General features: G+C 58.6%; 20 protein-coding genes. 12 read left to right on the top strand and 8 right to left on the bottom strand.

The window, feature by feature from the left end:
* Positions 1-223: 223 nt before the first annotated feature.
* The 3 genes from EC9_RS17950 to xylB form a co-directional block, all read right to left on the bottom strand.
* The gene (locus EC9_RS17950) at positions 224-1,120 is read right to left on the bottom strand and encodes a DMT family transporter (RefSeq protein WP_145347347.1); all 897 of its coding nucleotides are present in this window, start codon (positions 1,118-1,120) and stop codon (positions 224-226) included.
* Positions 1,121-1,124: 4 nt separating this feature from the next.
* The gene (gene moaC, locus EC9_RS17945) at positions 1,125-1,619 is read right to left on the bottom strand and encodes a cyclic pyranopterin monophosphate synthase MoaC (protein ID WP_145347345.1); all 495 of its coding nucleotides are present in this window, start codon (positions 1,617-1,619) and stop codon (positions 1,125-1,127) included.
* Positions 1,620-1,683: 64 nt separating this feature from the next.
* Positions 1,684-3,204 carry a xylulokinase gene (gene xylB / locus EC9_RS17940; RefSeq protein WP_145347343.1) on the bottom strand — a complete coding sequence of 507 codons (1,521 nt, stop codon included), beginning with the start codon at positions 3,202-3,204 and terminating at the stop codon, positions 1,684-1,686.
* A gap of 201 nt (positions 3,205-3,405) precedes the next feature.
* Between xylB and EC9_RS17935 the strand changes: the two genes are divergently transcribed.
* The 5 genes from EC9_RS17935 to EC9_RS26610 all read left to right on the top strand — a co-directional run bounded on the left by EC9_RS17935 (position 3,406) and on the right by EC9_RS26610 (position 8,139).
* Positions 3,406-4,737, top strand: coding sequence for a type 2 periplasmic-binding domain-containing protein (locus EC9_RS17935; protein WP_145347341.1), 1,332 nt, complete (start codon positions 3,406-3,408; stop codon positions 4,735-4,737).
* Between the two features lie 180 nt (positions 4,738-4,917).
* Positions 4,918-5,526, top strand: coding sequence for a DOMON domain-containing protein (locus EC9_RS17930; RefSeq protein WP_246105757.1), 609 nt, complete (start codon positions 4,918-4,920; stop codon positions 5,524-5,526).
* Between the two features lie 277 nt (positions 5,527-5,803).
* Positions 5,804-7,012: a sialate O-acetylesterase gene (locus EC9_RS17925; RefSeq protein WP_145347339.1), complete on the top strand. Its 1,209-nt coding sequence runs from the start codon at positions 5,804-5,806 to the stop codon at positions 7,010-7,012.
* 93 nt (positions 7,013-7,105) lie between these two features.
* Positions 7,106-7,660 carry an RES family NAD+ phosphorylase gene (locus tag EC9_RS17920; RefSeq protein ID WP_145347338.1) on the top strand — a complete coding sequence of 185 codons (555 nt, stop codon included), beginning with the start codon at positions 7,106-7,108 and terminating at the stop codon, positions 7,658-7,660.
* Between the two features lie 194 nt (positions 7,661-7,854).
* Complete coding sequence (locus EC9_RS26610; RefSeq protein WP_218934237.1) at positions 7,855-8,139, top strand: antitoxin Xre/MbcA/ParS toxin-binding domain-containing protein; 285 nt, start codon at positions 7,855-7,857, stop codon at positions 8,137-8,139.
* Positions 8,140-8,153: 14 nt separating this feature from the next.
* On the opposite strand, the gene EC9_RS17910 is transcribed toward EC9_RS26610, so the two are convergent.
* Positions 8,154-9,110 carry an alpha/beta hydrolase family protein gene (locus EC9_RS17910; RefSeq protein WP_218934236.1) on the bottom strand — a complete coding sequence of 319 codons (957 nt, stop codon included), beginning with the start codon at positions 9,108-9,110 and terminating at the stop codon, positions 8,154-8,156.
* 317 nt (positions 9,111-9,427) lie between these two features.
* On the opposite strand from EC9_RS17910, the gene EC9_RS17905 reads away from it, so the two are divergent.
* From EC9_RS17905 to EC9_RS17890, 4 genes are all read left to right on the top strand, one after another.
* Positions 9,428-11,407: an HlyD family efflux transporter periplasmic adaptor subunit gene (locus tag EC9_RS17905; RefSeq protein WP_145347334.1), complete on the top strand. Its 1,980-nt coding sequence runs from the start codon at positions 9,428-9,430 to the stop codon at positions 11,405-11,407.
* Between the two features lie 32 nt (positions 11,408-11,439).
* Positions 11,440-12,441 (top strand): HlyD family secretion protein, encoded by a 1,002-nt coding sequence (locus EC9_RS17900; RefSeq protein ID WP_145347332.1) that lies wholly within the window; start codon positions 11,440-11,442, stop codon positions 12,439-12,441.
* A gap of 2 nt (positions 12,442-12,443) precedes the next feature.
* A complete protein-coding gene (locus EC9_RS17895; protein WP_218934235.1) occupies positions 12,444-14,501 on the top strand; it encodes an efflux RND transporter periplasmic adaptor subunit in 2,058 nt (685 codons plus the stop codon).
* Positions 14,502-14,662: 161 nt separating this feature from the next.
* Positions 14,663-15,529 carry an MIP/aquaporin family protein gene (locus tag EC9_RS17890; RefSeq protein WP_145347328.1) on the top strand — a complete coding sequence of 289 codons (867 nt, stop codon included), beginning with the start codon at positions 14,663-14,665 and terminating at the stop codon, positions 15,527-15,529.
* Positions 15,530-15,612: 83 nt separating this feature from the next.
* On the opposite strand, the gene EC9_RS17885 is transcribed toward EC9_RS17890, so the two are convergent.
* Complete coding sequence (locus EC9_RS17885) at positions 15,613-16,854, bottom strand: outer membrane protein assembly factor BamB family protein (protein WP_246105756.1); 1,242 nt, start codon at positions 16,852-16,854, stop codon at positions 15,613-15,615.
* 193 nt (positions 16,855-17,047) lie between these two features.
* On the opposite strand from EC9_RS17885, the gene EC9_RS17880 reads away from it, so the two are divergent.
* Complete coding sequence (locus tag EC9_RS17880; RefSeq protein WP_145347324.1) at positions 17,048-17,485, top strand: hypothetical protein; 438 nt, start codon at positions 17,048-17,050, stop codon at positions 17,483-17,485.
* A 10-nt stretch (positions 17,486-17,495) separates the two neighbouring features.
* Here EC9_RS17880 and EC9_RS17875 read toward each other — a convergent pair whose 3' ends face one another.
* Both EC9_RS17875 and EC9_RS17870 read right to left on the bottom strand, forming a co-directional pair.
* A complete protein-coding gene (locus tag EC9_RS17875) occupies positions 17,496-18,134 on the bottom strand; it encodes an SOS response-associated peptidase (RefSeq protein ID WP_145347322.1) in 639 nt (212 codons plus the stop codon).
* 70 nt (positions 18,135-18,204) lie between these two features.
* Positions 18,205-18,969, bottom strand: coding sequence for an AP2 domain-containing protein (locus tag EC9_RS17870; RefSeq protein ID WP_218934234.1), 765 nt, complete (start codon positions 18,967-18,969; stop codon positions 18,205-18,207).
* A gap of 961 nt (positions 18,970-19,930) precedes the next feature.
* Here EC9_RS17870 and EC9_RS17865 point away from each other — a divergent pair.
* Together EC9_RS17865 and EC9_RS17860 are read left to right on the top strand one after the other, a co-directional pair.
* On the top strand, positions 19,931-21,352 hold the full coding sequence (locus tag EC9_RS17865) for a hypothetical protein (protein WP_145347320.1): 1,422 nt from the start codon (positions 19,931-19,933) through the stop codon (positions 21,350-21,352).
* Positions 21,353-21,521: 169 nt separating this feature from the next.
* A complete protein-coding gene (locus EC9_RS17860; protein WP_218934233.1) occupies positions 21,522-25,049 on the top strand; it encodes a DUF7133 domain-containing protein in 3,528 nt (1,175 codons plus the stop codon).
* Positions 25,050-25,196: 147 nt separating this feature from the next.
* Here EC9_RS17860 and EC9_RS17855 read toward each other — a convergent pair whose 3' ends face one another.
* Positions 25,197-25,550 (bottom strand): ComEA family DNA-binding protein, encoded by a 354-nt coding sequence (locus EC9_RS17855; RefSeq protein WP_197451241.1) that lies wholly within the window; start codon positions 25,548-25,550, stop codon positions 25,197-25,199.
* Positions 25,551-25,554: the final 4 nt, after the last annotated feature.

The following is a 25,554-nucleotide window of genomic DNA, read 5'->3' as shown; positions in this document are numbered from 1 at the left end:
ATCGGGTCTTCATAAACAAGCTACGCCGCCACGAAAGGATGTTTTTGAATGGGAGGTGAGGTGAGAAATCGTTCGCGCAACCGCACTTCGTCGAGGATGCGGAGGTTGGTCTATTCTAGGCAACGCGGGGGAGATCGTAAAACGGCTAGCAAAGAATTCGTTGTGAATCTTGTCGGGCATATGGGGCGTTTTGCCCAGAAAAGTTTCGCTTGAGCCAGCCGTTTCACCAGCTGAGTAGGAAGACGCCCGCCAGTAGCCCGCCGATGCAGACAGCTTTGGCTCGCCAATTGACTTCGCCAAACATCAAGATCCCGGCGGCAAAGGCGATCAAGATCGAGGATCGCCGGAGCGGTGAGATCACCGAAATCAAAGCGTCCGGCTGGGCGATCGCGGTGAAATACAAGAAGTCGGCGATCAACAAACCGATCGCGATCGCGGGGATCTGCCACCGCCAGTGGAACGGCGATTTCCTTCGTTCACGAAACCACCAATACAGGCACAGCGGCGTCATCACGGCGACCAAGTAGATCGAAAACCAAGCCTGCACCGTCGACGGATCGAATCCGACGCGCTGCAGCAGATATTTGTCGTACAACGCGCTCAACGCACCCAACAGCGTCGCCACGACCATGCATCCGACCCAGCGATTGCGATCGAAGCGGATCCCTTCGCGAAGGCCTACGAACGAGAAGGCGTAGAAGGCGGCCAGCACGATCGCCACGCCAACCCACTGCTGCACGCTGGGCCTTTCGCCCATCCACAGCGTCGCGATCGCAATCGTCCACAACGGGCTGGTCGCTCGGATCGGCGACGCGATCGACAACGGGAGGTGCTTCAGCGCAAAGAAGGCAAAGATCCACGAGGTGCCAGCCAGCACCGATTTGCAAAACAGATACAAGTGCTCGTGCAGACCAAGCGTCGTCACGCGAAACGCTTCGTTAGGGATCGCGTCGGGAGCAACTTGCGACAGCACGATCCACGGCAGCCACAGAATCGCGGCGGTCGATGTGCTGAGCAGCAGCACTGGCGGAACGGCATTGCCGCGCACCGCCGATTTCTTTGCGATCTCGTAGAGTCCCAAGAAGAGGGCCGACAGAATGCTTAACCAAATCCAAGACATCGACTTAACGGCTTTCTTCGCGCGTGTCGCGATCGAAGTCGCCGCTTTTTCCGCCCGACTTGTGCATCAGTTTTAAGCCGTCGATCTCGATCCCGCGGTCGATCGATTTGCACATGTCGTAAACGGTCAGCGCCGCTACGCTGCAGGCGGTCAGGGCTTCCATCTCGACGCCGGTTCGAGCTGTCGTTTTCACCGTCGATCGACAGACGAGCGTCGCCGAATTTTTAAACTGAAAATCGACAGCGACAGCTTCGATTGGAATCGCATGGCAAAGAGGGATCAGCGTCGACGTCAGCTTGCTGCCGCTGATCGCCGCCAGCCGCGCGACGGCCAACACGTCTCCCTTTTTTAAACTTCGCTCGCGAACTTGTTGCAGCGTTTCGGGCTGCATCCGCACGCTGACCTCCGCGACCGCGGTCCGGACTGTGATCGCTTTGTCGGTGATGTCGACCATCCGCGCGTTCCCCGCGTCGTCGAAGTGGCTGCTGGATGGGGGCATTGGCGGATCGTATCCGTTGGCGATTGGGGCGTTTGACGATCGCCGTCGATCGTCGACGTTCAATCTACTGCAACGATGCGATCTTCTGAAAGGAGTCCTTCAAGGCGACGTAGAGATCCTGGTAGATGGGGAACAAGGCGTCCATCGCCGACGCCGCTTTGCGATCGACCTTGGTCTGCTCCTTCACCTGGATCGTCGCTTTGCAAGCTTCGCCGATCGAATCGTAAGCCCCGTCGCCGACCGCGGCCAACAACGCGACGCCGTAGGCCGGCCCTTGTTCCGCGTTGAGCGTGACGACATTCTGGCCAAAGATGTCCGCCTGCATCTGTTTCCACAGCGGATTCTTCGACCCGCCGCCGCTGACCCGGATTTGATCGACCGGAACGTTCAGCGAGCGGATGATTTCGAGACTGTCTCGCATCGCAAAGACGACCCCTTCCATGACCGCTCGCGTCATGTGAGCTCGCGTGTGGGTGAGGTTCAGTCCGACGAAGGCTCCGCGCGCCGAGGGATCGGCGTGCGGCGTTCGCTCGCCGTTCAGGTACGGCAAGAAACTCAAGCCGCCGCTTCCCGCAGCGATCTCGGCCGCTTCGGCCGTCGCCGCTTCGTAGCGTTTCCCTTTCGGAATTCCGGCTAGTCCTTGGACGACGTTGTCGATCCACCATTGCAGCGATCCGCCGCTGGTCAGATTCACGCCCATCATGTGCCATTGGCCGTGGACAGCGTGGCAGAAGGTGTGCAGCCGGCCTTCGGCATCGTATTCGGGTTGGTCGCTGTGAACGAACATCACGCCCGAGGTTCCGATCGACGTGCTCAAGACGCCGCGCTCGACGACCCCGTTGCCGATCGCTCCGGCGGCGCAGTCCCCCGCTCCGGCGACAACTTTGCAATCGGTGCTCAGTCCCAATTCCTCGGCGACCGCCGCGGTCAGTTGTCCGGTGACCTGTTCGGATTCAAAAACTGGGGGCAGCAGATCGGGATCGAGTTCCAGTTTGGAGAGCAGCTTTTTGCTCCACTGACGTTTCACCACGTCCAACAACAACGTGCCGCTGGCGTCGCTCATGTCGCCGGCGAATTCGCCTGTCAAACGTCGGCGGATCTCGTCTTTGGGCAACAGGACTTTGCGGACTTTGTCGAATTTCCGCGGTTCGTTATTTCGCAGCCACAAGATCTTTGGCGCCGTAAAGCCGGTCAGCGCGGGATTGGCGACCATCTTAATGAGCGCTTTGCGACCGCCGGCACGCTGAGTGATCTCATCGCATTCGGCGACGGTCCGTTGATCGTTCCACAGCAGCGCCGGCCGGACGACTTTGTTTTTTGCGTCCAAGAAGACCGATCCGTGCATCTGGCCGCTCAGCCCGATCGCTCGCACATCGGCCGGTTTCGCCTTGGCTTTGCGAACGACTTTGCGAACCGTCGCCACGGTCGCCTGCCACCAATCCTCGGGATCCTGTTCGGTCCAGCCCGGCTTGGGCTGATGCATCGGATATTCGGCGACCGCTTCGGCCAGCACCTTCCCCGTCGCATCGATCAACAAAGATTTCGTTCCACTGGTGCCGACATCGATCCCGAGATAATAAGCCATCACATTGTCCCGCTGTGGGTGAGGAAAGGTTGTCTGGGGTTCCCGTAATGCCCGATCGACGGCAGTGAACCGAGCGATACTATAATGCGTAGCTTTGGTACGTTGTACCTGCCACGACAGGTTGCCGTTTTCCCGTGCGACAGGCCCGCGGGGGTCGCGTCGCGTTTTGCGTTTCGTTTACGAACCCCAAGACCAGTCCTCATGCGATTCCTTTGCTCCGTTTTGTGCCTGCTGCCGACCCTGTTGTTGTGGGGATGTGATTCCAAGCCTGCGGAGGTTGAATCCGACAGCCAACCTAAGGCGGCGTCGACAGTTCCGTTGCGGGTGGCGATCTACGAATCCGAAGAGTTTGCCCGCCGGATCGAGACCGGATGGCAGGGCGTTTCCGAGCAACCGCTGCAGGCGACCGTTATCGGCGAACAGGAACTCGCCGACGTGGCAGCCAACAACGACTTGATCGTGATGCCGGCGCGGATGTTGGGCACGGCGGTCAAAGCCGGCTTGATCACTTCGTTGCCAGAGAAATATCTCGCCGACGAATCGCTGCAGTACCAGCACTTCCTGCCTCAGTTGCGAGAAACGCAAACGCGTTGGGGCGATTCGATCTACGGATTGTCGCTCGGATCTCCCGTCGCCATGACGTTGGTGCGCGATGACGTGGCGGAGGTGGAATCGGACCAGACGCTGACCTATGAACAATACGGTGCGCTCGTTGAGACGCTTGGTGGCGACAAGCCGCAATCGGCCGAAGCGTTGGCCGACGGCGCAGCGGCAACCGCCTTCCTGCGACGCGCCGCAGCGGCCGCGGTGACGCCATGGTTGTTCGAAGGGGACAGCTTTGAACCGGTGATCGATCAGCCACCGTATGTCCGCGCGTTGCAACAGTTGGTCGATGCGCGAAAGCACTATCCCGAGAAGCTGTTGACGGCAGAAGAGGTTTGGCAGCAGATCGTCGCTGGCGATTTGAAGCTTGCGATCGGTTGGCCGATCGAATCGGTAGAAGCTGGCGACGACGCGTCGGTGCGGATTTTCGACGCCCCGGTCGCGGCGGAGGTCTACTTGGGGAAGTGGCATCCCAACGACGGGGCGATTCCGCCGCGGTCGCTGCTGTCGGGATCGGGATTGGTCGTTGCCATCTCTTCGGCTTGCCGGCAATCATCCGCCGCGCGAAACCTGGCGACCTGGATGACAACCGAAGGGCATCCTGTGCTGCGACGTGTCAGTCCACACGTTTCGGTCGCTCGGGATGAACTGGGCTCGATCGAAAGCAGCGGGATGCAATCGGCAGCCACCGGTCAATACGATCGGCTTGCGCAGACAAGCCTCTCGAGCACCTTGGCGCATCCGCCGCTGCGGATTCCCCACGCCGATGAATATCTGGCGGCGCTGAACGCCGCGGTATTAAAGGCTCTCGATGGATCGATGACGGCGGAGGAAGCGCTCGCCCAGACCAAGGCGGATTGGCAGAAGATCAGCGAATCGGTGGATGTCAAAAATCAAAAGAACGCCTGGAACGAAGCCCGCGGGTTATAAGCAAGCCCCCCGACGCTGGCGTTGCGATCCCAGTGGTTGCGGATTTGCCGACGATTGCGACAATAGAGGCATCGTCGGTTTTGTCTGCCAAATCTGAGCTGGAATCTATCTATGTCGACCGCTGTCGGAAAAGGATCAACCCTGATTGATCCGACCTTTCTTTTTGATTTTTCCGTCGCGATGAAACGTGCCCCGCTGAAGTGGGGCAAGACCGGTGTGCGGCTGGACGAATCGTACCGCATCCCTGCCTTTGGCACGCTGGCTGGCCGGCCGCACTACGCCGACCTGCGGATGGGGTGGAACGAGAACGGGATCGGCTTTCGTGTCGAGGTTGTCGGCAAGGCGCAGATGCCTTGGTGTCGCGAGGCGCGAGTCGAGGAGAGCGACGGTCTGCATCTATACATCGACACGCGGAATTCGCCTGGGATTCACCGGGCCAACCGCTATTGCCATCAGTTCGCCTTTCTGCCGATTGGTGCCAGCGTCAAGCGGGACCAACCGGTTGCCCGGATGCTTAACATTCATCGGGCTCGAGAATTGCCGACGCCCGTCGATACCGATTCGCTGCAGGTTTACAGCAACCTGAAAAAACACGGCTACGAGATGAGTGGCCTGATTCCGACCAAGGGATTGACTGGGTTTGACCCCAGCGAATATCCCCGGATCAGCATGTGGTACGCGATCGTCGATCGAGAGATCGGTTGGCAGACGCTCTCCCTGGGGCCGGAGTATCCATGCCAAGAGGACCCCACGCTGTGGGCCACCGTTGAACTGGCTCGCGACAAATAGCGGCCGCCTCTCTTTCTCTCTCCATCAAAAGTCATCCCCTCGGTCCGCCAGCGTTTTCCCGCAGGCGGCGTTCGGGGAGTGGACCGTTTCTTTGCAGCGCTGTCCGGTATTTCTGATAGCTTGGTAAGCGTTCGGTTGAGTAGGATGCGCTGCTGACTCTCGGGGGAATCGGTTCTGCGAGATCATCACCTGCTGTGATCTGGCGGCGCATCATGTTTCCGTTGGCCGCGTTGGTGTCCAACCAGTCGCCCCCCTCGTTTTCTTCTGCAGGCTTTTCATGAGAACTGTTATACCGATCGCCGCGTTTTTTCTGATGCCGTTGCTGACGAGCGTTTGGAGCGATGGGGCGAAGCCGCCAATCAAGGTGTTTGTTCTGGCGGGGCAGTCCAACATGGAGGGGCATGCCAGGGTCGAGACGTTTGATTACATCGGCGACGATCCTGCGACCGCACCGCTGTTGCAGAAGATGCGGAATGCCGATGGTACACCGCGCATTTTCGACGACGTGGCGATTTCGTATCTGACCGGGCTGGGATCGAACAACGGCGAAGGCTTTGGCAAGTTGACGGCTGGGTATGGATCGCGGAGAGATCCTGCGCGAGACGGTGGCAAGATCGGGCCCGAGTTCACCTTTGGGCTGACGATGGACGAAGCCTTCGATCAACCGGTGCTGATCATCAAAACGGCCTGGGGTGGCAAGTCGCTCTATTACGACTTCCGTCCGCCGAGCGCTGGCGTCTACCAACGGACGCAGCAGGATATCGATCGCGATCGCAATCCCGAAAGCGGATCGGGCCACTATTACCGATTGATGATCGCACATGTCGATCGGGTACTCGCGGATATCCAACGCGTCTACCCCGAATACGACGCCGAGCAAGGGTATGAGCTAGCCGGATTCGTCTGGTTCCAAGGCTTTAACGACATGGTCAACCGGGACGTCTATCCGGTCTTGCCAAAAGAGAGTTCCGAAAATCGGTTCGCCAAATACAGCGACTGGATGGCCGATTTCATCCACGATGTTCGCAAAGACCTCGACGCACCGCGGATGCCGTTTGTGATCGGCGTGATGGGAGTTGGTGGTAACACGGCGAATCGCGACAATTTGCAGTTCCGCGAAGCGATGGCGGCCCCTTCGCTGTTGCCGGAGTTCCGCGGCAATGTGACCGCCGTACCGACGGCGCCATTCTGGGACGAACCGTTGGCCGCAATTCAGGATAAACATGATCAAGTCCGGCAGATGGGCTATCTGTTGCGGACCAAAAACAAGAACCACGCCAATGCCGACGGCACGATGAGCGAAGCGCAGCAGCGAGAGTACTTAAAAGAGATGGAAGCAAAATTGATCACTCCCGCAGAAGCTGCGTTATGGGATCGAGGCGCCTCCAACGCCGGTTACCATTACCTCGGCTGTGCAAAAACGTTTGCTCTGATGGGAGTCGCGTTTGCCGACGCGATCCTGCAAATGCCGCCAGCGAACGATTAGTCACGTCACCACGCGCGATCCCTTCATCTTGACGCGTTGTAAACAGAAGCGATTCATTCGTTCTGTTTCCGGCTTGATGGATCCGTGCAGCTGATGGACCAAGACTCGATCCAGCGGCTCGCCAAGTTTGCTCACGCGTTCGCAGCGCCGATCTATCGCTCGGTTTCGATTCGACATTCCCGATCGAAGGATATCCTTTCGGGGGAAGGGAGTTTCCGATTTGGCGGCCGTTGGAATCCACCCGGACTCCGTGCAACCTACGGCGCGCTTACGCCTGAAGTTGCGATGGCCGAAACGTTGGCAGCCGCTCGCTATCATGGCTTAGCGGCTCATACCGTGATGCCACGGATCTTTGTGGCAATCCATGTCCAGTTGAGTTTCGTTCTCGACCTAACCGCTGCCAACGTGCAGGCCGCAGGGCGATTTCGATCCTCCCGATTTACACACGTCGATTGGCGGGCCGACGTCGACAAAGGGCGTATGCCCGCGACGCAAGCGATCGGCAGTGCCGCAGCAGCCATCGGCCTGGAGGCGATCCTCGTTCCGTCCGCTGCGGCAACAAAGGGGCGAAATCTTGTTGTCTTCGTCGATAATTTGGTTGGATCAAGCTTGGTCGAGGTCCTCTCGGCGAACGACCTCGAGCTTTGACTGCATGCAAATTTGCATGTAGAATGTACTGTTGGCTCGCGGGCCGTAGGTGGCGATCTCGACAGGCGGAGTTCTCAGAGATGACGAAAAAAACACCCAACAATCATTCCACTGCAACTTCGCGTACCGGCGGCTTGGCTATCGTTGAGGATACGCGCGGTCGACGCGCGCTCCAGCTCCGTTCGAAGCTGGGAATGAGTCGGGAGGTCTTTGCGAGACTGGTCCCCACCTCGGTTCGAAACCTTGCCAGTCTCGAATCGGGACAACCACCTTCGCCGGTGATCCAGAAGAATCTAACCGAGTTGCAACGCGTCATTTCCGCTCTGGAAGATGTCGTCAAGCAAGAAGCGATCGGTCCCTGGATGGATCAACCCAATGCTGCCTTTGAAGGTCTTAAACCGATCGAAGTGATTGAACGAGGCGAGATCGATCGCATCTGGCGAATGCTCTACCAGCTGCAAAGCGGTGACGCTTTTTAACGAGTCTCCGAAGCTCAGTCGCCCTTCGCGGCATACGTCTGCTTGATCCAGGCGATCGCGGCGTTGTCGACAAGTTCGTGGCCGCCGTCGAAGAGGGTTACCGTGGCGCTGCCGGAGGTCCTGCGGAACAACGGCTGCTTCTCGCCGAAGCTTGGATCGGAGATCGCCGTTTGCAGATCCGCGGGGACTTTTGCCGTCTGGACTAATTCGCGGATTTGTTCTTCGGACAATCGATCCGCGGCTTCGGCGACTTCGTTGAACGCCAACAACGAATGGCTGACCGGGACGCTTCCCACATGCCCGTCGCGGATCCCCGCGTTGATCGACAACCGGACTCCTTTGGCGTCGGCTAGATAGGTCAGCGGCGATCGTTTGCGATACTCTTCGTCGACCTCGGGACTTGTCCCTGGAACGCCACCACACGACGCGACGATGTTGTTGAAGTAGTTTCGCTTGGCAAGCTTGCATTCGTGATACCACGCCGTCAGATCGGAGATCGGAACCCAAGCCGACACGCCCGCCCAGATTTCCGGATGCCGACCAGCCATCAGCAGCGAAGTGTATCCGCCGCCGGAAGTACCGATCAAATAGACAGCCGACGGATCGATGTTTGCCGTCATTTTCGCGTGATCGACGGCGCTGACGATGTCCTGGACGACAAGTTCCGATCCGGTCGCCTCGGGACGGAGATTGGGGCCGCGAAAGTTGGGATGGATATAGGCCCAACCCTGCTGTACGCACCAAGCTTCGATCTTTTTATGAAGCCGTTGTTTGTAGTCTCCCGACCAACTGTGCAAGACCACGACCAACGGGACCGCAGTGTCGGTCTGGGGGGCGTAGAACATCGCCGGTTGCTGCGAATCGTCTGCGGAACTGTGGTAGCGAATCTCTTGAACCTGCTGCCCAACGGCCTCTCGATGTGCGAATGGGGCGGATAGCAATAGAAGGATGAACAACGAAGCATTTTTCATGGCGTGGGGCTCTGCAGGTGGTGGGGCGTGGGGATTCGTTTCCAACATGCAACGGCATTCAGAACCGTATTGCATCTCTCGAGGGGGCGATCGGCCCCCATCCGGAGACATAGGTTACTCTCAGACTGCGTGAGTTTGTAGCGGCTGATCGGTTTCGGGTTTGCTAGCGTGCACCTGATCAGCCGATAGGTGTGATTGACCGGTACCGCTTTAATTTCGCTTCCCTTGGGAATCGAGTTCCGATCAAACGGTTGCGAGACACGCGACCGGTCAGCGAACGTTCGGCCTTTGTCATCCCAAGCCAGCTAGCGCAAACGATGGAAACCCTTAGTCCCAACGAGCCGTTCCGCTTTTCGGCGCAGTCAACGACTGCCGCCGGCGGCAACGCATCGAGCGAGGACTTGGTCCATCAAACCCGACGCGAGATCCAGCGTTTGGTGCGGGAGGCGTCCGATCTCGTCCACAGTTGCCGCGACGCAAAAACTTTCTGGCCGTCGTTCTTAGATCGGGTCCAGCGGGCAACGGCGGCCCAATCGGTGAGCTTGTGGGAATTTCGCGACGAACTGGCGGCGGAACAGATTCGGGTTGGGCAGCCATCCCACGCCGATGGCGATACCGAAGCGATCGGCTGCTACGCCCAATTGGTTGCCGAGGTCGCGGCGCGAGGCGAACCGGTATTGGTCCCGCCAGCGGCGGCGGAGGTCGATCGCGCGGCGGCGGCCAATACGACCGATTCGTTGGCGGTGTTGGTCCCGATCTTGGTCGATGGCCTTAGCGAAGCGGTGCTGGAGGTCTTGATGCCAACCGGTGGCGGGCTCGCAACGCAGCGTGGCTACCTGCGGTTCGCCGCTCAGATGGGTGATCTGGCGGGCGAATTTTTGAGAACGGAAACGCTGCGTCGGGTCCGTCGGGACGAACAAGATTGGATTCGGCTGGGGCAGAACGTTGCCGGTTTGCATCGGTCGCTCGCGTTCGATGACACCGCCGCGGCGATCGTCGATGTCGCGGCGGCGACATTCGAGGTCGATCGCGTCAGCTTGCTGCGTCGCGATGGCAACCATTGGCATGTTGTCACAATCAGTGGAGTTCCCGATTTCGACAGCCATGCGCCAACCGTGAAAGCACTGGCTGGTTATGTCGCACGGCGGCGTCAAATCGACGATGGCCCGGTTTGGGCTGTCGAATCGATCGATGAAGAGGCTGACATCATTCCGGTCGTCGGCCTGCTGCCGCTTCATCCGACGTGTGTCTTGCTGTTGCAACGGGAGGGCGGGCCGATCTCGCCAACTCAACAGCGACGTTGGCTCGCGTTTGCCGCTCACGCCGCGTCGGCGTGGTCCAACACCGACCGATTCGAAGCGATCCCGTATGCTTCGTTGCAATCGCAACTGTTCACTGCGGGGGGACGTGTCGAGGGCTCGCGACGGAAGGTTTTGCTGGCCGGGCTGATCGCATTGTTGTTGTCGGCGGTCGCCATGCTGCCGGTGCCGATGGTCGTATCGGCCGACGGGAAATTGGAACCGTTGGACAAGCAAACCGTCTACGCACCTCGCGACGCAGTCGTCGACAAGGTCCATGTCACGCACGGGGACATGGTCCAACCGGGAGACATTCTGGCGGAATTGATCGATCCGCAATTAGATCAACAGATCGATGATTGTCTGGGACAACAAAACGTCTTGCAGCAGCGGGATCGGGAACTCAAAGCGTTGATGATCTCGATGGCGGGCAAGACGAGCGAAGAGCGCGAGCGGATCGAAGGTGAGTTTAAAGTTGTCCAACAAAAGCGGGACGGCATTGCGCGCCAGCTGCATCTGCTGCAACAACAGCGGACGGATCTAACGCTTCGCGCCAGTCTGGCGGGACAGGTGATCGGTTGGCGGATCCAGCATGAATTGGCCGATCGGCCGGTTCGTCGCAGCCAGCAACTGTTGCAAGTTGTCGATCCCGATGGGCGTTGGGTGGTCCGCGCGTCGGTACCCCAGGAACGGATCGATCACGTTTTGCGTGCGGTCGATGGCAGCCAGCAGCCCGTCGATGCCCAGGTGATCTTCCGATCGTTCCCGAGTCAACCGCTTGCGGGCAGCCTGCAAAACATTGGGTTGGCCGCGTTGACTGCCGAATCGGAGCCGGCGACCGGTATGGCGGAGATCGCGGTTGAAACCGATTTGCTGCCGATTCGCCAGCCGGGAGCGATTGCGACCGTCGCGATCCCTTGCGGCCGCGAACCGTTGTTCTACGTCGCCTTCCAAGACTTGATCCGTGCCGTTTCCGAAGCGATCGGTGTTTATCTATAGGTTCGAACAACAGACGCGGTAGCGGTCAAGCCATGAAACGAAGCATCCCAAACCCTCGCCCGCAGCAAACGATGGATCACGAACTTAAACGTGGTGTTTGCACGACACCGACACGGCGTTCAGCACGCATGGGAATGATCCATGCGTTGTGGTTGGGACTGTCGGTCGTTTCCGCGGCCTGGGGGGCACCGGCAGCGCACGGGCAGGTCGCATCGGCGGCGGTCGTTGTCGAGGACTGTGCGGTCCGGTTCGCCGAAGAGATTCGCATTCCTGCGGTCGAAGCGGGACGCGTGGTCGAAGTTAAAGTCCAATTGAACGATACCGTTTCGGCGGGGCATCTGATCGCAAGGCAAGACGATTCGGCAACGTTGTTGCGTCGCCGAGCGGCTGTTTGGCAGCAGACCGCGGCGCGGGAGGAGACGAGCGACGAAGTCGATTTGGATTACGCCAAGGCGTTGTACGCCGAAGCGGTTGCCCAACGAGATGCCGACAAAGGGATCTATCAAAAAGGGGGCGGATCGCTGCGAACTGTTCGGCAGAGCGAACTGGGAGTCGAACGGGCGAGGCTGGAGATCGCTCGGGCCGAGAAGACGCTGCGACTGGCTCAGATTCAATTCGAACTGCGATCGGCAGAACTGTCGGCGATCGATGATCAATTGGAACGGCTGCGAATCAAGTCGCCGATCGCTGGCGTGATCTTGTCGATCGAACGGCGAGCGGGGGAATGGATCAAAGAGGGGGAGACGATCGCGACGGTCGCGCGGATGGATCAACTGCGGATCGACGCCTTCTTGTCGGCCGAACAATTGCCGCCAGCTGAAGCGGTTGGGGCCCCGGTCAGCGTCGTTTGGCGAAACGCTGGAGAATCGCATCAGTTGATCGGTGCGATCGATTCGGTCGATCCCCAGATCTTGACCGGGCAACGCTACCGTCTGCACGCGACGATCGATAACAAACGCTTGGGCAACGCATGGTTGTTGGTCCCAGGAACCGAAGTCGAAATGCGAGTCCATCTCGAACGAAAGGTCCGCTAGCCTTGAACGGTCCGATCGCCGCCGTCGATCCACAACCGCAGACCACCGATTCGGAATCGGATCGGGGATCGGGCGTCGCTGCGCCGCCGGTCCGTTTTCGTTCCGATCTGCAAGCGACAGCGACGTATCATCAAGGACGACGATATTGGTTGGTCCGCGATCCGTTGGCCCGCCAAGTCGTGCGTCTGTCGGAATCGGACTACCAGCAATTGCAGCGGCTGGACGAGGCCGATCCGGGGTTGGTCGCCGAGGCGGCAGAGCAACAGTTGCTGCAAGGTGTTCCGCAAACGCGGCGTGAATCCGCTCGACCAAGCTTCAATCCGTTCTACATTCGTTTGCCTGGTGTCGACGCCGATCGCTTGTTGTGTTGGTTGGTGCCACATGCGCGGTGGTTGTTTGGCAAACGAGCGGTCCTGTTTTGGATGGCGATCGTGGGGCTGGCGGCCGCGATTGTGCTGACGCAAATTCGACAATTCACTCACGCCTTGCCTTCGTTTCATGCCTTCTTCGGACCTCAAAATTGGTTGCCTCTCGCGCTGACGATCGTTGGGACGAAGGTCGTTCACGAATTGGCGCACGGCGTGGTCTGTCGCCAGTTTGGGGCGCGATGCCCGGAGATCGGCGTGCTGTTGTTGTGTGGAACGCCTTGCATGTATTGCGACGTGACCGATTCATGGTCGCTGCCCAGTCGTTGGCAACGCGTCGCGGTGATGTTAGCCGGCGTTTACGTCGAAGCGATCTTGGCCGCGGTGGCGACGTTGATCTGGTGGTCCGCACGTGTCGGACCCGTCTATTACGGATGTATGAACGTGATGTTCGTCTGCGGTGTCAGCACGCTGCTGTTCAATCTAAATCCTTTGATGCGGTTCGACGGCTATTACGTCCTTAGCGATCTGGTGAATGTCCCCAATTTGCGAAGCCAAGCCGCCGCGGCTTGGCGATCGGTGATCGTCGCTCCGTTGGCGGGCGACGCGTTTCGAAACGCGTCGCCGCGTCGGCCACGCGGCGCGCGATGGTTGGTTCTATTTCATGCAGCCTCGACGGCGTGGCGGTGGATGGCGGTCGTGGCAATCGCATGTTGGGTGATCGCCGTCGCCGAAACCGCTCGTCTGTTGCCGTTTGGCTATCTAGCAGCCTGCGGCTTGATGGCTGCTGCGATCGTGCCGATGTTCCGAAAAATGATCAGCGTGGCGCGTGGTGACGACGCCTGGATGGGAGTGAATCGAGTGAGACGTTTGATTTTAACCGGTGCCGCAGTGGCCCTCTTCGTGGTGATGTTGGTCGTTCCGTTACCGCGGCGGATCGCCGCGACGGGAATCGTCGACTACGCCGATGCGACAACTTTGTATGTCCGCAGCGAAGGACGTGTCGATCGCGTTGACGTCGAATTTGGCGACCGCGTTGACAATGGGCAACCGATCATCCAGCTGGAGAGTCCAGAGTTGTTGAACGAGCAAATTCAATTGGTCTCCCAAAGTGCAGAGGCCAGTCTTCGCGTGGCATCGCTGCGCCGTCGGGCGCTCTCGAATCCCGGACTGCTGGAGCAATGGGACAGCCAGCAAGCGACTGCCGAAGGTTTGCAGCAGCGGGTCGAATATCTCGCCCGACAAGTCGACCAATTGGCGATTCAAAGCACCGCCGAAGGGATCGTCCTGCCGATGATCGATCCCGACAGGGCCGCGAAGATTTCGCTACGCGAACTGAGAGGGCAACATCTAGTCGAAGGGACGAAGATCTGCCGGATCGGCGACCCAGAACAATTGGAAGTCGTATTGGAGTTGGATGCTCATACGCGAGCCTTGATCGACACGGGCAGTCGCGTGCGAATTCGCTTTGACCAGAATGGGATCGGCGTTGTCGAGAGCCGCGTCGATTCGATTTCGGAGATCCGTCGTGGCGATGGATCCGCCGCCGTGGGGAATGTGGAAACGTTTCGCATCATCTGCAAACTACCCAGCACCACGACACCTCTTGCGGGGACGCGCGTCGGCGCGCACGTAACCGTTCCTGCCGAAACGATCGTGCAACGCTTAGCCCGCGCGTGGCGCGAGACCTTCTAACATTTTGGCTCCTTGCGACGGAGAATACTCGGCGGTTTCGATTTGGTTGCCGCTGCGTTGCATTCTCGATTCGTTCGTGCGAGACTATCGAGCCCCCCTGGCTCTCGCAGGGCGCACCAAAGTGATTTGTTGTCTTGTTCCTGTTTCGAGATCGTTTGCCAATGTCCGATCGCCCTTTGTCCGCGTGTTGTGTTGCCGAAGTGCTAGGCACCTTCCTGTTGATTTTCTTCGGATGTGGTGCGGTCCACGTCGCGGTCCTGATGGGCGACTTGCAAGGGTTGTGGCAGGTCGGAATCGTCTGGGGCATCTCGATCATGCTGGCGATTTATGTTGTCGGTTCGATCAGCGGTGCTCACATCAATCCAGCGATCACCTGCGGGCTGGCGACTTGGGGACTGTTTCCTTGGGCACGCGTTCCCGCTTACGTGTTATCGCAACTGGCCGGAGCGATCCTCGCCGCGGCGGTGTTGTTTACTGTCTTCCAGCCCTATCTGGCAGCGAAAGAAAAGCAGAAGGGAGTCGTTCGTGGCCAGCCGGGCAGCGAACTAACAGCGATGTGTTATGGCGAGTACTTTCCGAATCCCGGCGGGATGGCGGGCACTCCCGATCTATACGACGCGACAGCCCACGCCGAACACAACAAACTAGTCACCGAACCTATCGCTTGTCTGATCGAAGTCATCGGAACGGCGATCCTTGCGTTGGTCGTAATCGCGGTGACCGATTCGAAGAACCAAGCCGGCCCGGGCAACTTTGCTCCCGTCTTCATCGGCTTGACCGTCGCAGCATTGATCTGCGTGATCGCACCACTGACGCAGGCCTGCTTCAATCCGGCTCGCGACTTTGGCCCGCGGTTGTTCGCCTATTTCGCTGGCTGGGGTTCGATCGCCTTGCCGGGAGCTCAGGGAACGGGTTTCCTTACCGTCTACATCATCTCGCCGATCGTTGGATCGGTGTTGGGCATCGGCATTTACCAACTGATGTTAGGCCGCTGGGGTGCGGCGAGCGAAACGCCGGCTTCCAACTAACGATCCCAGGCTGCGACAGTCGCGTCACCGCGACTCTATCTGTTGAGCAATCATCACGATGGCTCGGCAAACGTCCCGGCGATCTACTGTTCGCCGATGCAAACCAGAAACTCTTGCCGATCTGCTCCGTCGCCTTTGGCATGACGCAGATAAATCCGGTCGTCGACAACCACTGGCGACGCAAACGAAGAGTTGCCCCATTGGTTTTCGGCCAGCTCTTCAAACCGTTGCGGATTTGCTTTGAAGACATACGTTGTTCCACGCTCGTTGCTCGCCATGATCGTGTCGCCAACAGCCAGGGGCGATGCGCTCACGGGGCCCTTCAGCCGTTGCTTCCACATCTCCTCCCCATCGGCTGCTCGCCAACAATATGCGACGCCTGAATCGGCGACGGCATAGAGATAGCCATCGACGACCAGCATCGATTGCTCGTAACATTTGACACGGTTCTGCCAGACAACCTCTCCCGAACCATCGCCTCGGACTGCGAAGGTGCCCGAGTCCGGAAAGCCGCCGCTGGCGAAGACTAGGTCGCTATCCCAGACGACCGTGCCGCAGGTGGCATCGGTTGTTCCATCGGCTTGCCACAACGAACGACCGGTGGCTGGATCAAACGAAGCGAGCTGGCGTAACCCGCTGATCAGCAGCTGATCGCGGCCAGAGACCTTGGCGACGATCGGCGATGAAAAACTGGTCTGCTCGAGCCGCTCGGCTTGCCAACGCGGCTTGCCGGTCGCGGTATCAAACGCATACAAACCGCTGTCGGGGCCGTCGTATTCATTAGCGACGATCAATATGTCTCGGTAGACAACAGGCGATGCGGCGTAGCCAAACTTGTACTTCTTAGGGTCAAATTCGCCAACCCGCTGCTGCCACAAGACCTTTCCGCCCAGCGAGATCGCCGACGTCCAGACCGCTTTGTTATTCACAAAGACCGAGTACAGCTGCTTTCCATCGCTGGCGATCGTTGGGCTGGCATGGGTGTTCTTGCTGTGGATCTTGGCGTCCAAGCCACCTTGGTGCACAACGATCAGTCCCTCTTTGGCTCCCGTTTGACGATTGAACGCGACAACCGCTTGCACGTCTTTGGTCTTGTCGGCGGTGGCCAAATAGATGCCATCTCCGACGATGATCGGCGAGGCGTGGCCGCGGCCGGGAACGGGAGTCTTCCAGAGCACGTTCTCCGTTTCGCTCCACGATGTTGGGACCGATTCTCCCTGGCGGGCGTGGTTGTCCGCGGTTGGACCACGCCAGGCGAGCCAGTCGGCAGCCAGAACCGCGGAAGCTTGGAGCGCGACCAGCAACAGAAGAAGGCAACATCGCATCAAAGGTTCTCCATTCTCGAATATCGATTTGTGACGCTGTGGTGCCCGAATTCCATCGCAATTCCATCGCCAACGGCACCGCCGAGCGTTGCATTAACCGTTATGATACTTGGCATTGATCCGGCGTGTGGTGGGTTGAATCGGAAGCCCGCTCTGGAACGCTGCGGCGAGCGAAATCGATGGGGACGATGGGATGGCTGAATCCGATGAAGATCCAATCGTGGCGGAGACTGATGAGCCACCGGTCTTGGCGGAGCTGACCGTCTACGGAGCACCGCGGCGATTTGATCTAGCCACGATGTTGACCGTCACAACTTCCTATGCGCTGATGTTTGCTGTGCTTCGCGGATGTGGAGCCACCGATGCGATGGTGCTGTGGGCGGGAGGCTTCGTGACGTTGGTTGGCGTGGCACAAGCGGTGCTCTTCGGGGGCGCGTCGCCGCGGGCTGCATCAATCATAGCCAGCGTGGTATCTGTCCTAGCGACGGTTTGGTTTGCCGACGCTGCCAGCTTGGGCGGCCTGATCACCGCGGCGCTCTTCTTGGGAGTGCCTCTAGGCTATCTAACTGGCGCGTTGATCGGCGGCATCTTTTTAATCGCGCATGCGGTTCGCCGCCGGATCGAACGTTGACCGCGTTCGATTATTGTGCCGGTTCGGCAGGCCAGTGAGTCATTCGATCGTCAGCCAACGGACGGAACAGATCTTGCAGTTCGCCGCGCCGCGGGATGGCAGGATCGATCCACCGCTTGCGGGAATCTTCGTCGGCCAAGATCACCGGCATTCGATTGCGTGGATGGTGTCGCCCGACCAACCTGTTTGCCTGTGTCGTGACGATCGTGCAAGAGTCGATCGTTTCGTCGTCGATGACACAGCGGTCCCAAAGGCCCGCGAACCAGAAGGTTTCGACATCTTGAAGCCCGAAAAAGAAACCGTGTTCGAAAAACGCGGTGGCGGGGATCATCGCCCGCCGATCGGCAAACGATTGACGAAACGAAAGCTTCTCGTCGATCGATTCGCCGCGGGCATTGAAGGTGGGATACTTGCGGACAAACGATTTCCAAGTCGGAAACTTGGCCGAAGTCTTCCAAGTGCGAGGCAGCAGGCTCCAATTGCACGGCGCCAATTCCAATTCCTGGTGTGCGTCGCGACGGATCACCGGAACCGATGCGAGCGGGAAGAGGTCCTGTTGAAAGGTTCCCGCGTCGCAATGGTTTGTCGCATTGACGAGGTCGGCGATCGCTTGAGCACCGGTCTTAAGATGAAATCGGTGACACATCATGGCTTAGGTCCGAGTTGTCGTGCCGCCGCCTCGAAAGACGGTCGCAACGTCTGCCGGGTCGATCGAGGTTCTAGCGACGCTTCTTGGTCGCTTTCTTTTTAACCGCTGCCTTCTTGGCCACCTTCTTTACGGCCGCTTTCTTGGCGACCTTTTTGACGGGAGCCTTTTTGACGGTCTTCTTTTTAACAGCCGCTTTTTTGACGGGAGCCTTTTTGGCGGGCGTTTTCTTGACGGCGGCCTTCTTTTTAACGGGCGCCTTTTTCGTCGACTTCTTGACCGCTGCCTTCTTCGCAGTTTTCTTGACGGGAGCCTTCTTCACCGACTTCTTCTTGACGGCGGCCTTTTTCGTCGCTGCTTTCTTGACGGGGGCCTTCTTCACAGCGGCCTTCTTCTTGGCGGGAGCCTTCGTCGTCGCCGTGGTTTCGCCGCCGCCGCTGATCAATTTCTCGACCATCTCTTGGCGGTAGGCTTTGGCCAATTTCTTGGCTGCGGCGTTGCCATGTTGATTGATGCTGAACGACTTCTCCAACTGGCGACCGTCTTCGGTCCAGATCGCTACCCATGCTTGTTCGTCTTTGCCGCGACGCACGCGAGTCCGCAGATAATAACCGGCGGCGTTCAAACGTGGACCCTTGCTCCCTTTGAATACACGGGCGGGCAATTCTTTTAGTTGTTCATCGCGAAACTTTGTTGCTGCAATCTCCGCTTTTCGGTTGCTGCCGTAGATGCCATCGGAGAACAATTTGCTGACATGTTGGTCACCGCGTTGGATTCGGACCCACCAACCGCGGCATCCTTCGTGGTCCATCCGCGTGAGGTTCATTCGTTTTTTCACGTTAATATGATCCCATAGGTTATTGGAAAATTTGAGTCGACAATCAGGTCCCTTGTTAATTGGACGGGCTTGCCCGGTGTCGGTTCCTTGTTTTTTTTGAACCTCTGTTAACTTGTCGCAACACCAACGCTTCGCTTGTTTGCGAAACAACACGATACGTCTGACATAACAAACCGTCGGATTTTAAGCACATGTCTAGCGCAACCGCAACGATTGAACAACTGTGTACCGACTCAGATTTCGAGTATTTTCTCATTTGCGGCATGTATTACCGAAACTCAATATCGACACCAAGTTTTGCTGCGTGTACAGGGGTTAACATTTCGACGTCCGTGTGCCATGACAACGCAACTTGACGGGGCCAAGCTGACAGGTGACCTTCAAACGACGCTTCTGGTCAATCAACCCGAGATTCGTCAGCGGAGCGCGGATTGATAATCATGTTGAGGCACAGGCCGTTGATACGCTTCTCCAAAACGTACCTCTAAAAGTTTCTCGGTGCGAAAGTTTCGCAGCTCGATTCATGAGAGACCATGAAACCGGTGACGGAGTTTGACGATGTTTCATGCTACGCTACATCGTTTAACTACACGTCCTTGACGAGACACGCATGCGGTACATGCGATTGCAATAGAAACTTGCCACCTGTGGGATCCGAGAGATGGGGGATAGTTCATGGAAGGGGGAACTCCTGCGTCTCTCACGTTGCGGACGCCCCGTAAACCTCTCTTGTTGTGGGGGTGGTGAAACAAAATTGATCGTCGCCACCAAACGATGAGTGGGGGAGGCCAGGAATTGGAGGAATCAGAAGCTCAAATCACGATGTGCGGTGGTGCTGTGAAGGTTTTAGAACTATTGCAAGAACAACGCCAAGCCTTCGGTCCTTCAGTCGGCGGTGTGCGATAGTGGAGACAGGATTCCAGCGTGCATTGGCGTCGTCTAGATGCTAAATTCGGGTTCCATGAACGTTTCACATGAACAGCCTGCGTTTGATCCCTATCATACTTGGCTGGGCATTCCGCCCGACCAACAGCCGGCCAACATGTATCGTCTTCTGGGGCTCGAACGATTTGAAGCGAACGCCGATGTGATCGACGTCGCCGCCAACCGACAAGTCGCCTATCTGCGGCAAGTCGGCGTTGGCGACAAATTGCCGTTTGCGAAGCGACTGGCCACGGAAATCGCCGATGCCCGGCGGGTTCTGTTGGACAACAAGTTGCGAAACGCCTATGACCAACAGCTTCGCCACGCCGACGCTGGGCGTCCCGATGATCTCGCCGCCCCCTCGTTTACGATTGCTACCGCGGGGGCGACGGCTGTCGAAAATAGGCGGCCCGGACGATCCGCGAACCGCCGTCCCGAGAGATCGATGCGCCGGCAGCGTCAACGCTCACTAATAATGTGCGGTGCCGCTGCGGTGACGGTTGTCGTCGTCTTGGCTGGGGGCTACTGGGTGACACGTCCTCGCCCCGTCGCCGACAAAAGTTCCGTGGCAACATCGGACTCACCGATCGAGAGTTCTGCCCGCGTGCGGACCGCCGCAAAACAGCCCTCCGGTGCTCGCTTGTCGGAACCAGTTGTTGCCCGCAGCAAATCGCAAAGCATCTCCGATGCGTTTGATCGCAAGTTTCATGCGGCAGAAAATTCCGCGTCGGCAATGAAATCGAAGCTTGCATCGAACGTGAAGCCTCCCGACGGGAAGAAGCCTGTTGGCAACACCGCAGCATTAAAAAGCGAAACCACGTTCAGTGCCGACATTCCACCGCTGCTGCCGATCGTTGTCGACTTTGACAGCGATGCGTGGCGCGAGCAATTGCTGATCGAAGATAATGCCCAGTTCGAAAAGCACCATGCAGTTCGCGAGGGCAAGCTGTTCGTCGATCGGGCTGACGATGCTTCTTATATAGTTACGCCGCTGCATCTGAAGAATTTCCAGCTCGCTGCTGGCGAATCGGTCTCCATCGACGCGCGGATACCCAAAGGGCTGGCCAATGGCAGCGGCATCGTCCTGCAAGCGGGAGACTTCCGCTTGAGCCTTCGCGTCGACAGTCGAGAGACGCTGTTAGCCCGCACCGAACGGAACGAGATATCGGTCGATCTGGCGGAGATTCCGTTGGAAAGCGATCCGAAAGGTTTGCAAATGCCCTATCGATTGTGGATCACCTGTCCCGCGGCCGATTCGAGCGACTACGCATGGCGAATCGATACGCCTTCGGGGGAATCGTATCGAGGAATGTTTGATCCACGGCAAAGAATGTCGCGCGGTGAGGTTCTCTTTTTCGCCTCGCGATACGACGCTCGGAATTCCCATTTTTGGATCGACAATCTCCGCAGCGATTCGACCGTCAAACAACCTGAAACGCCGGCAGAGGGAGCTCCTTGAGTTCCCGGAGTTGTCGCGGACGACTTCGATTTGCCATTCCAGACCTTGAATTCCCACCACCATGCAGAACTGTCAACGCGATCGATAGTTGATGCTCTACGAATCCAGGCAAACCCACCTCATGACACGCTTCTGTTCCTTTCAGGCGATGCTCCTCGCATCACTCGCGATGCTGTCGATTTTTAGCGGTTCGGTCTCCGTCTTGGGCCAGCCAACGCCGCCATCGGTAGACGCGCAGCGAGAGCGGTTTCGATTGCCACCAGGGTTTGAGATCCAGTTGGTGGTCAGCGATCCGGAGATCGGCCAACCGATGAATCTGAATTTCGATGCCCGCGGGCGTTTGTGGGTGACGCATTCGGTGGAGTATCCCTATCCGGCGGCGGGCGAAGGAGTGCAGCCCGATCGCGGCAAGTTCGCTGGCGGCGGCGACCATCCGCCACGCGATCGATTGTCGATAGTGGAGATCGGACCGACCGGCAATGCGTCGCAGGTGACGCATTTTGTCGACGGGCTGAATATCCCGATCGGACAGACGCCTTTAAAGGATGGCAGCGAGGGACTGGTCTACGGAATCCCATCGATCTTCCACGTTGCCGATCGCGACGGAGATGGGCGATCCGACACGCAAACCGCTCTCTATTCGACGTTTGGCAACATCGACGTCCACGGAAACGCCAACGCCTTCACCCGCTGGATCGACGGTTGGATCTATGGCTGCCACGGCTTCTCCAATCACAGCGAAATCACCGACGCGGCGGGGCGGACCGTCGTGATGGACTCGGGCAATACCTACCGCTTCCGCAGCGATGGATCGCACTTTCAGCAATTTACGTGGGGGCAAGTCAATCCGTTTGGGATTACCATGGACCCGTGGGGCAACATCTTCGATTCCGACTGCCATTCCAAACCGGTTTACCAGTTGCTGCGCGGCGCGACCTATCCTCACTTTGGCAATCCCGAACCGGCGATTGGGTTTGGGCCTTCGATGATCGATCACGCCCACGGTTCGACAGGCATCTGCGGCCCGGCTTCTTATTCGGCCGACCACTTTCCCGACGAGTTCCGCGACAATCTGTTTATCTGCAATCCGGTCACCGGTCGGGTGCATCGAGACAAACTGCGACGCGTCGGTTCGACGTTGTTGTGCGATACCCAGCCCGACTTCATCACGACCGATGATCCTTGGTTTCGCCCTGTCGATGCGATCGTGGGCCCCGACGGTGCTCTCTATATCGCCGATTTTTGCAACCTTGTGATCGGTCACTACGAGGCGCCGTTGGATGATCCCGATCGAGACCGCACGCATGGCCGAATTTGGCGCGTCGTTTGGAACGGGGAACCGTCGGCACCTCCGCAGTCGGTCGATCTGACAAAACTATCGACTGCTGACTTGATTGTCCGCCTCGCCGATCCGAATTTGCAGGTTCGCACGCTGGCGACAAACTATTTGATCGATTCACGAGCCAATGAAGTGCTCGATCCGCTGCGTGCGACGCTCGCTTCCGAGAGCGATCCCTTCACCCGCGCCCATGCCCTATGGATCTTGGAACGTTTGGGTGCGATGGACTCCGAAGCGGTGGAACGCTTCGCAAACGATTCCGCCCCGTTGGTTCGAGTCCATCTGTTGAAGATGCTTGCCGAACGCGAGAACCTTCTCGAATCGGAACGTCAACTTGCGGTGGTAGGGCTGCGCGATCGCGACGCGTTTGTCCGTCGAGCCGCCGCCGATGCGTTGGGACAACACCCGACGTCTGCCAACATCGCCCCATTGTTAAACGCTTGGGACGCAGCGCCAGCGGAGGATTCGCATTTGATCCATGTGCTGCGATTGGCCCTGCAGCGACATTTGGAAACGGGTGATCTTCCTCAAGCCCCGGGCACCGCTTCGTTTTCGATTCAGAAGTTGACTGCCGAACAGCAGCGGCGGTTGTTGGAGATCGCTTCGGTCAGTGGCGGAGACCACGCGGCGGAAATCGTGTTCGAACTTGCCGATCCTCGAGAGATCGATCCCGCGATCTTTGTTCGATCGGCGGTACTGATCACTCGGACTGCGTCGGTCGCATCCCAATTGAGGCTCGTTGAACTGGCACCGCAGTGGTTTGCAAACGATCCCGACCAACAGCTGTCTCTCTTGTCAGCGATCTTCGACGGTGCGACGCAGCGCGGCGGAGAGTTTGCTGAACTGAAGCGACAACTGCGACAATGGCTCCAGCGACTGGCACCTGCCCGATTGCAAACGCTGCAAGCGGGAGGTTCCGATTGGTCGCGGCAACCGGTTCCGGGGCTCGAAGCGTCCGAGTCACCCTGGGGCATTCGTCATCGCGGGTCGACCGACGGTAACAGCGATGCAAAGTTCTGGGATAGCATCGCGCATGGGGAACACGTGACGGGAGTGTTGCGCAGTCCAAGCTTTCCGCTGCCTGAAACGCTTTCCTTTTGGTTGTGTGGCCACAACGGCCATCCGAAAAAAGAGTCCTGTGATGCCAACCACATTCGGTTGGTGCTGGTCGATTCGGGAAAAACGATCGCACAACAAGCGCCTCCTCGCAGCGATTCGGCTCAGCGATACACATGGGCGATCGATCCCCATTGGATCGGCCAGCAAGCGTTGATCGAAATCGTAGATGCCGATCAGGGGAACGCCTACGCATGGATTGCCGCGGGGCGATTTGAACCGCCCGTGGTTCAGGTGGCGGACGAACCGCAGGAGTCGCGGCTGATCGAGCTGATCGGTGCACTGAACCTTTCGCAATTCGCCGATACGATCGATTTGTTGATCTCCGATCGGCGGCAGTCGCTCGATGTTCGGCAGCAAGCGATCCGCACCAGCATCCGAATGGGACGCACCGAGCAATCGTTTGCGATCGTCGGCGAACTGCTGGTCGATCCATCGCAACCGCCCACGCTGCGAATGCAAGCCGCCGCAGCGCTCGCGGGCTTTGATTCGGATGCCAGTCGCGATCGACTGGTCGCGGCGATCGCTCAGTCACCCGCGTCGCTGCAACGCGAGATCGCATCGGGGTTGGCGAGAACCACCGTCGGGATCGATCGCTTGTTCGCTGCGATCACCGCCGGAAACGCTTCGGCCCGATTGCTGCAAGAACCGGCGATTGTCGACCCGCTGCATCGCAACGCAAACGAAAAGCAGCGACAGCAGATCGATGAGCTAACCCAAGGCTTGCCGCCAGCCAATGAAAAGCTCGCCGAACAACTGGCGCATCACCGGGTGTTGGCACACCGTCGGCCGAGCGCTGGGGCCGCGGTCGCGGGACGGATCGTATTCGACAAGAACTGCGCCGCCTGCCACCGGATCGGAAGCTCTGGCCAATTGGTCGGCCCGCAGTTGGACGGTGTCGGCAATCGTGGAGCCGATCGGTTGTTGGAAGACATCCTCGATCCCAACCGCAACGTCGACGTCGCCTTTCGCAGCCTGACGGTGGTCACGGTCGATGGGACCGTCGTCAATGGCCTGCTGCGTCGCCAAGAGGGAGAAACGATCGTGCTAGCCGATTCGACGGGACGCGAGATCACGCTGTCGACTGACGATATCGAGGACCAACGAAAATCAACGGTCTCGGTGATGCCCGGTAACTTTGCCGAATCGTTAGCGGAGCAGGAGATTCAAAATCTACTGGCGTTTCTGCTGGAACAGCGCGCTAAAAAGGAATCGCCAGCAGGTCCGGCCGCCAGCCCCTAACACCCAACTGCACCCACCCCAAACGCCGTTTGCAAGGGAGGTCGCGAGGTCGATCCGAGGCGTTTGATCCGGTGTGCAGGCCCTCCCCGAAAAACTCGCTAAACGCTCGTTTTCCGACCCTCCCTGACTGCGTCGGGAGGGTGAAGGCTACTTAATATGAATGAACGGGGCCAAGCGCTGCAGCGTTTTTGGGCCGATGCCGGGGACGCGGTCGAGATCGCTGAGGCTGCGATAGGGACCGTTAGCTTCGCGATCGGCGATGATCCTGTCAGCCGTCTGCGGGCCGATCGATGGCATCATCGACAACTCCATCGCGTCGGCGGTGTTCGGATCGATCCAAACCGGCAGATGGATCGGCGGTGGCTGGGGATCGATCGGATATTCGGTTGGCGTGCGGAGACTGATGATGAACAGGACGCCTAGGACTGCGAGCAGACCGATCTGCAGCGGCAGCGACCGCAGCATCATCGCAGACTCCTTTTCGATCGGTCCGTCGTCCACTTAA

Source organism: Rosistilla ulvae (assembly GCF_007741475.1).
GTDB lineage: Bacteria > Planctomycetota > Planctomycetia > Pirellulales > Pirellulaceae > Rosistilla > Rosistilla ulvae.
The sequence above is the reverse complement of the archived record's forward strand: the minus strand, read 5'-3'. Positions and strand labels throughout refer to the sequence as shown.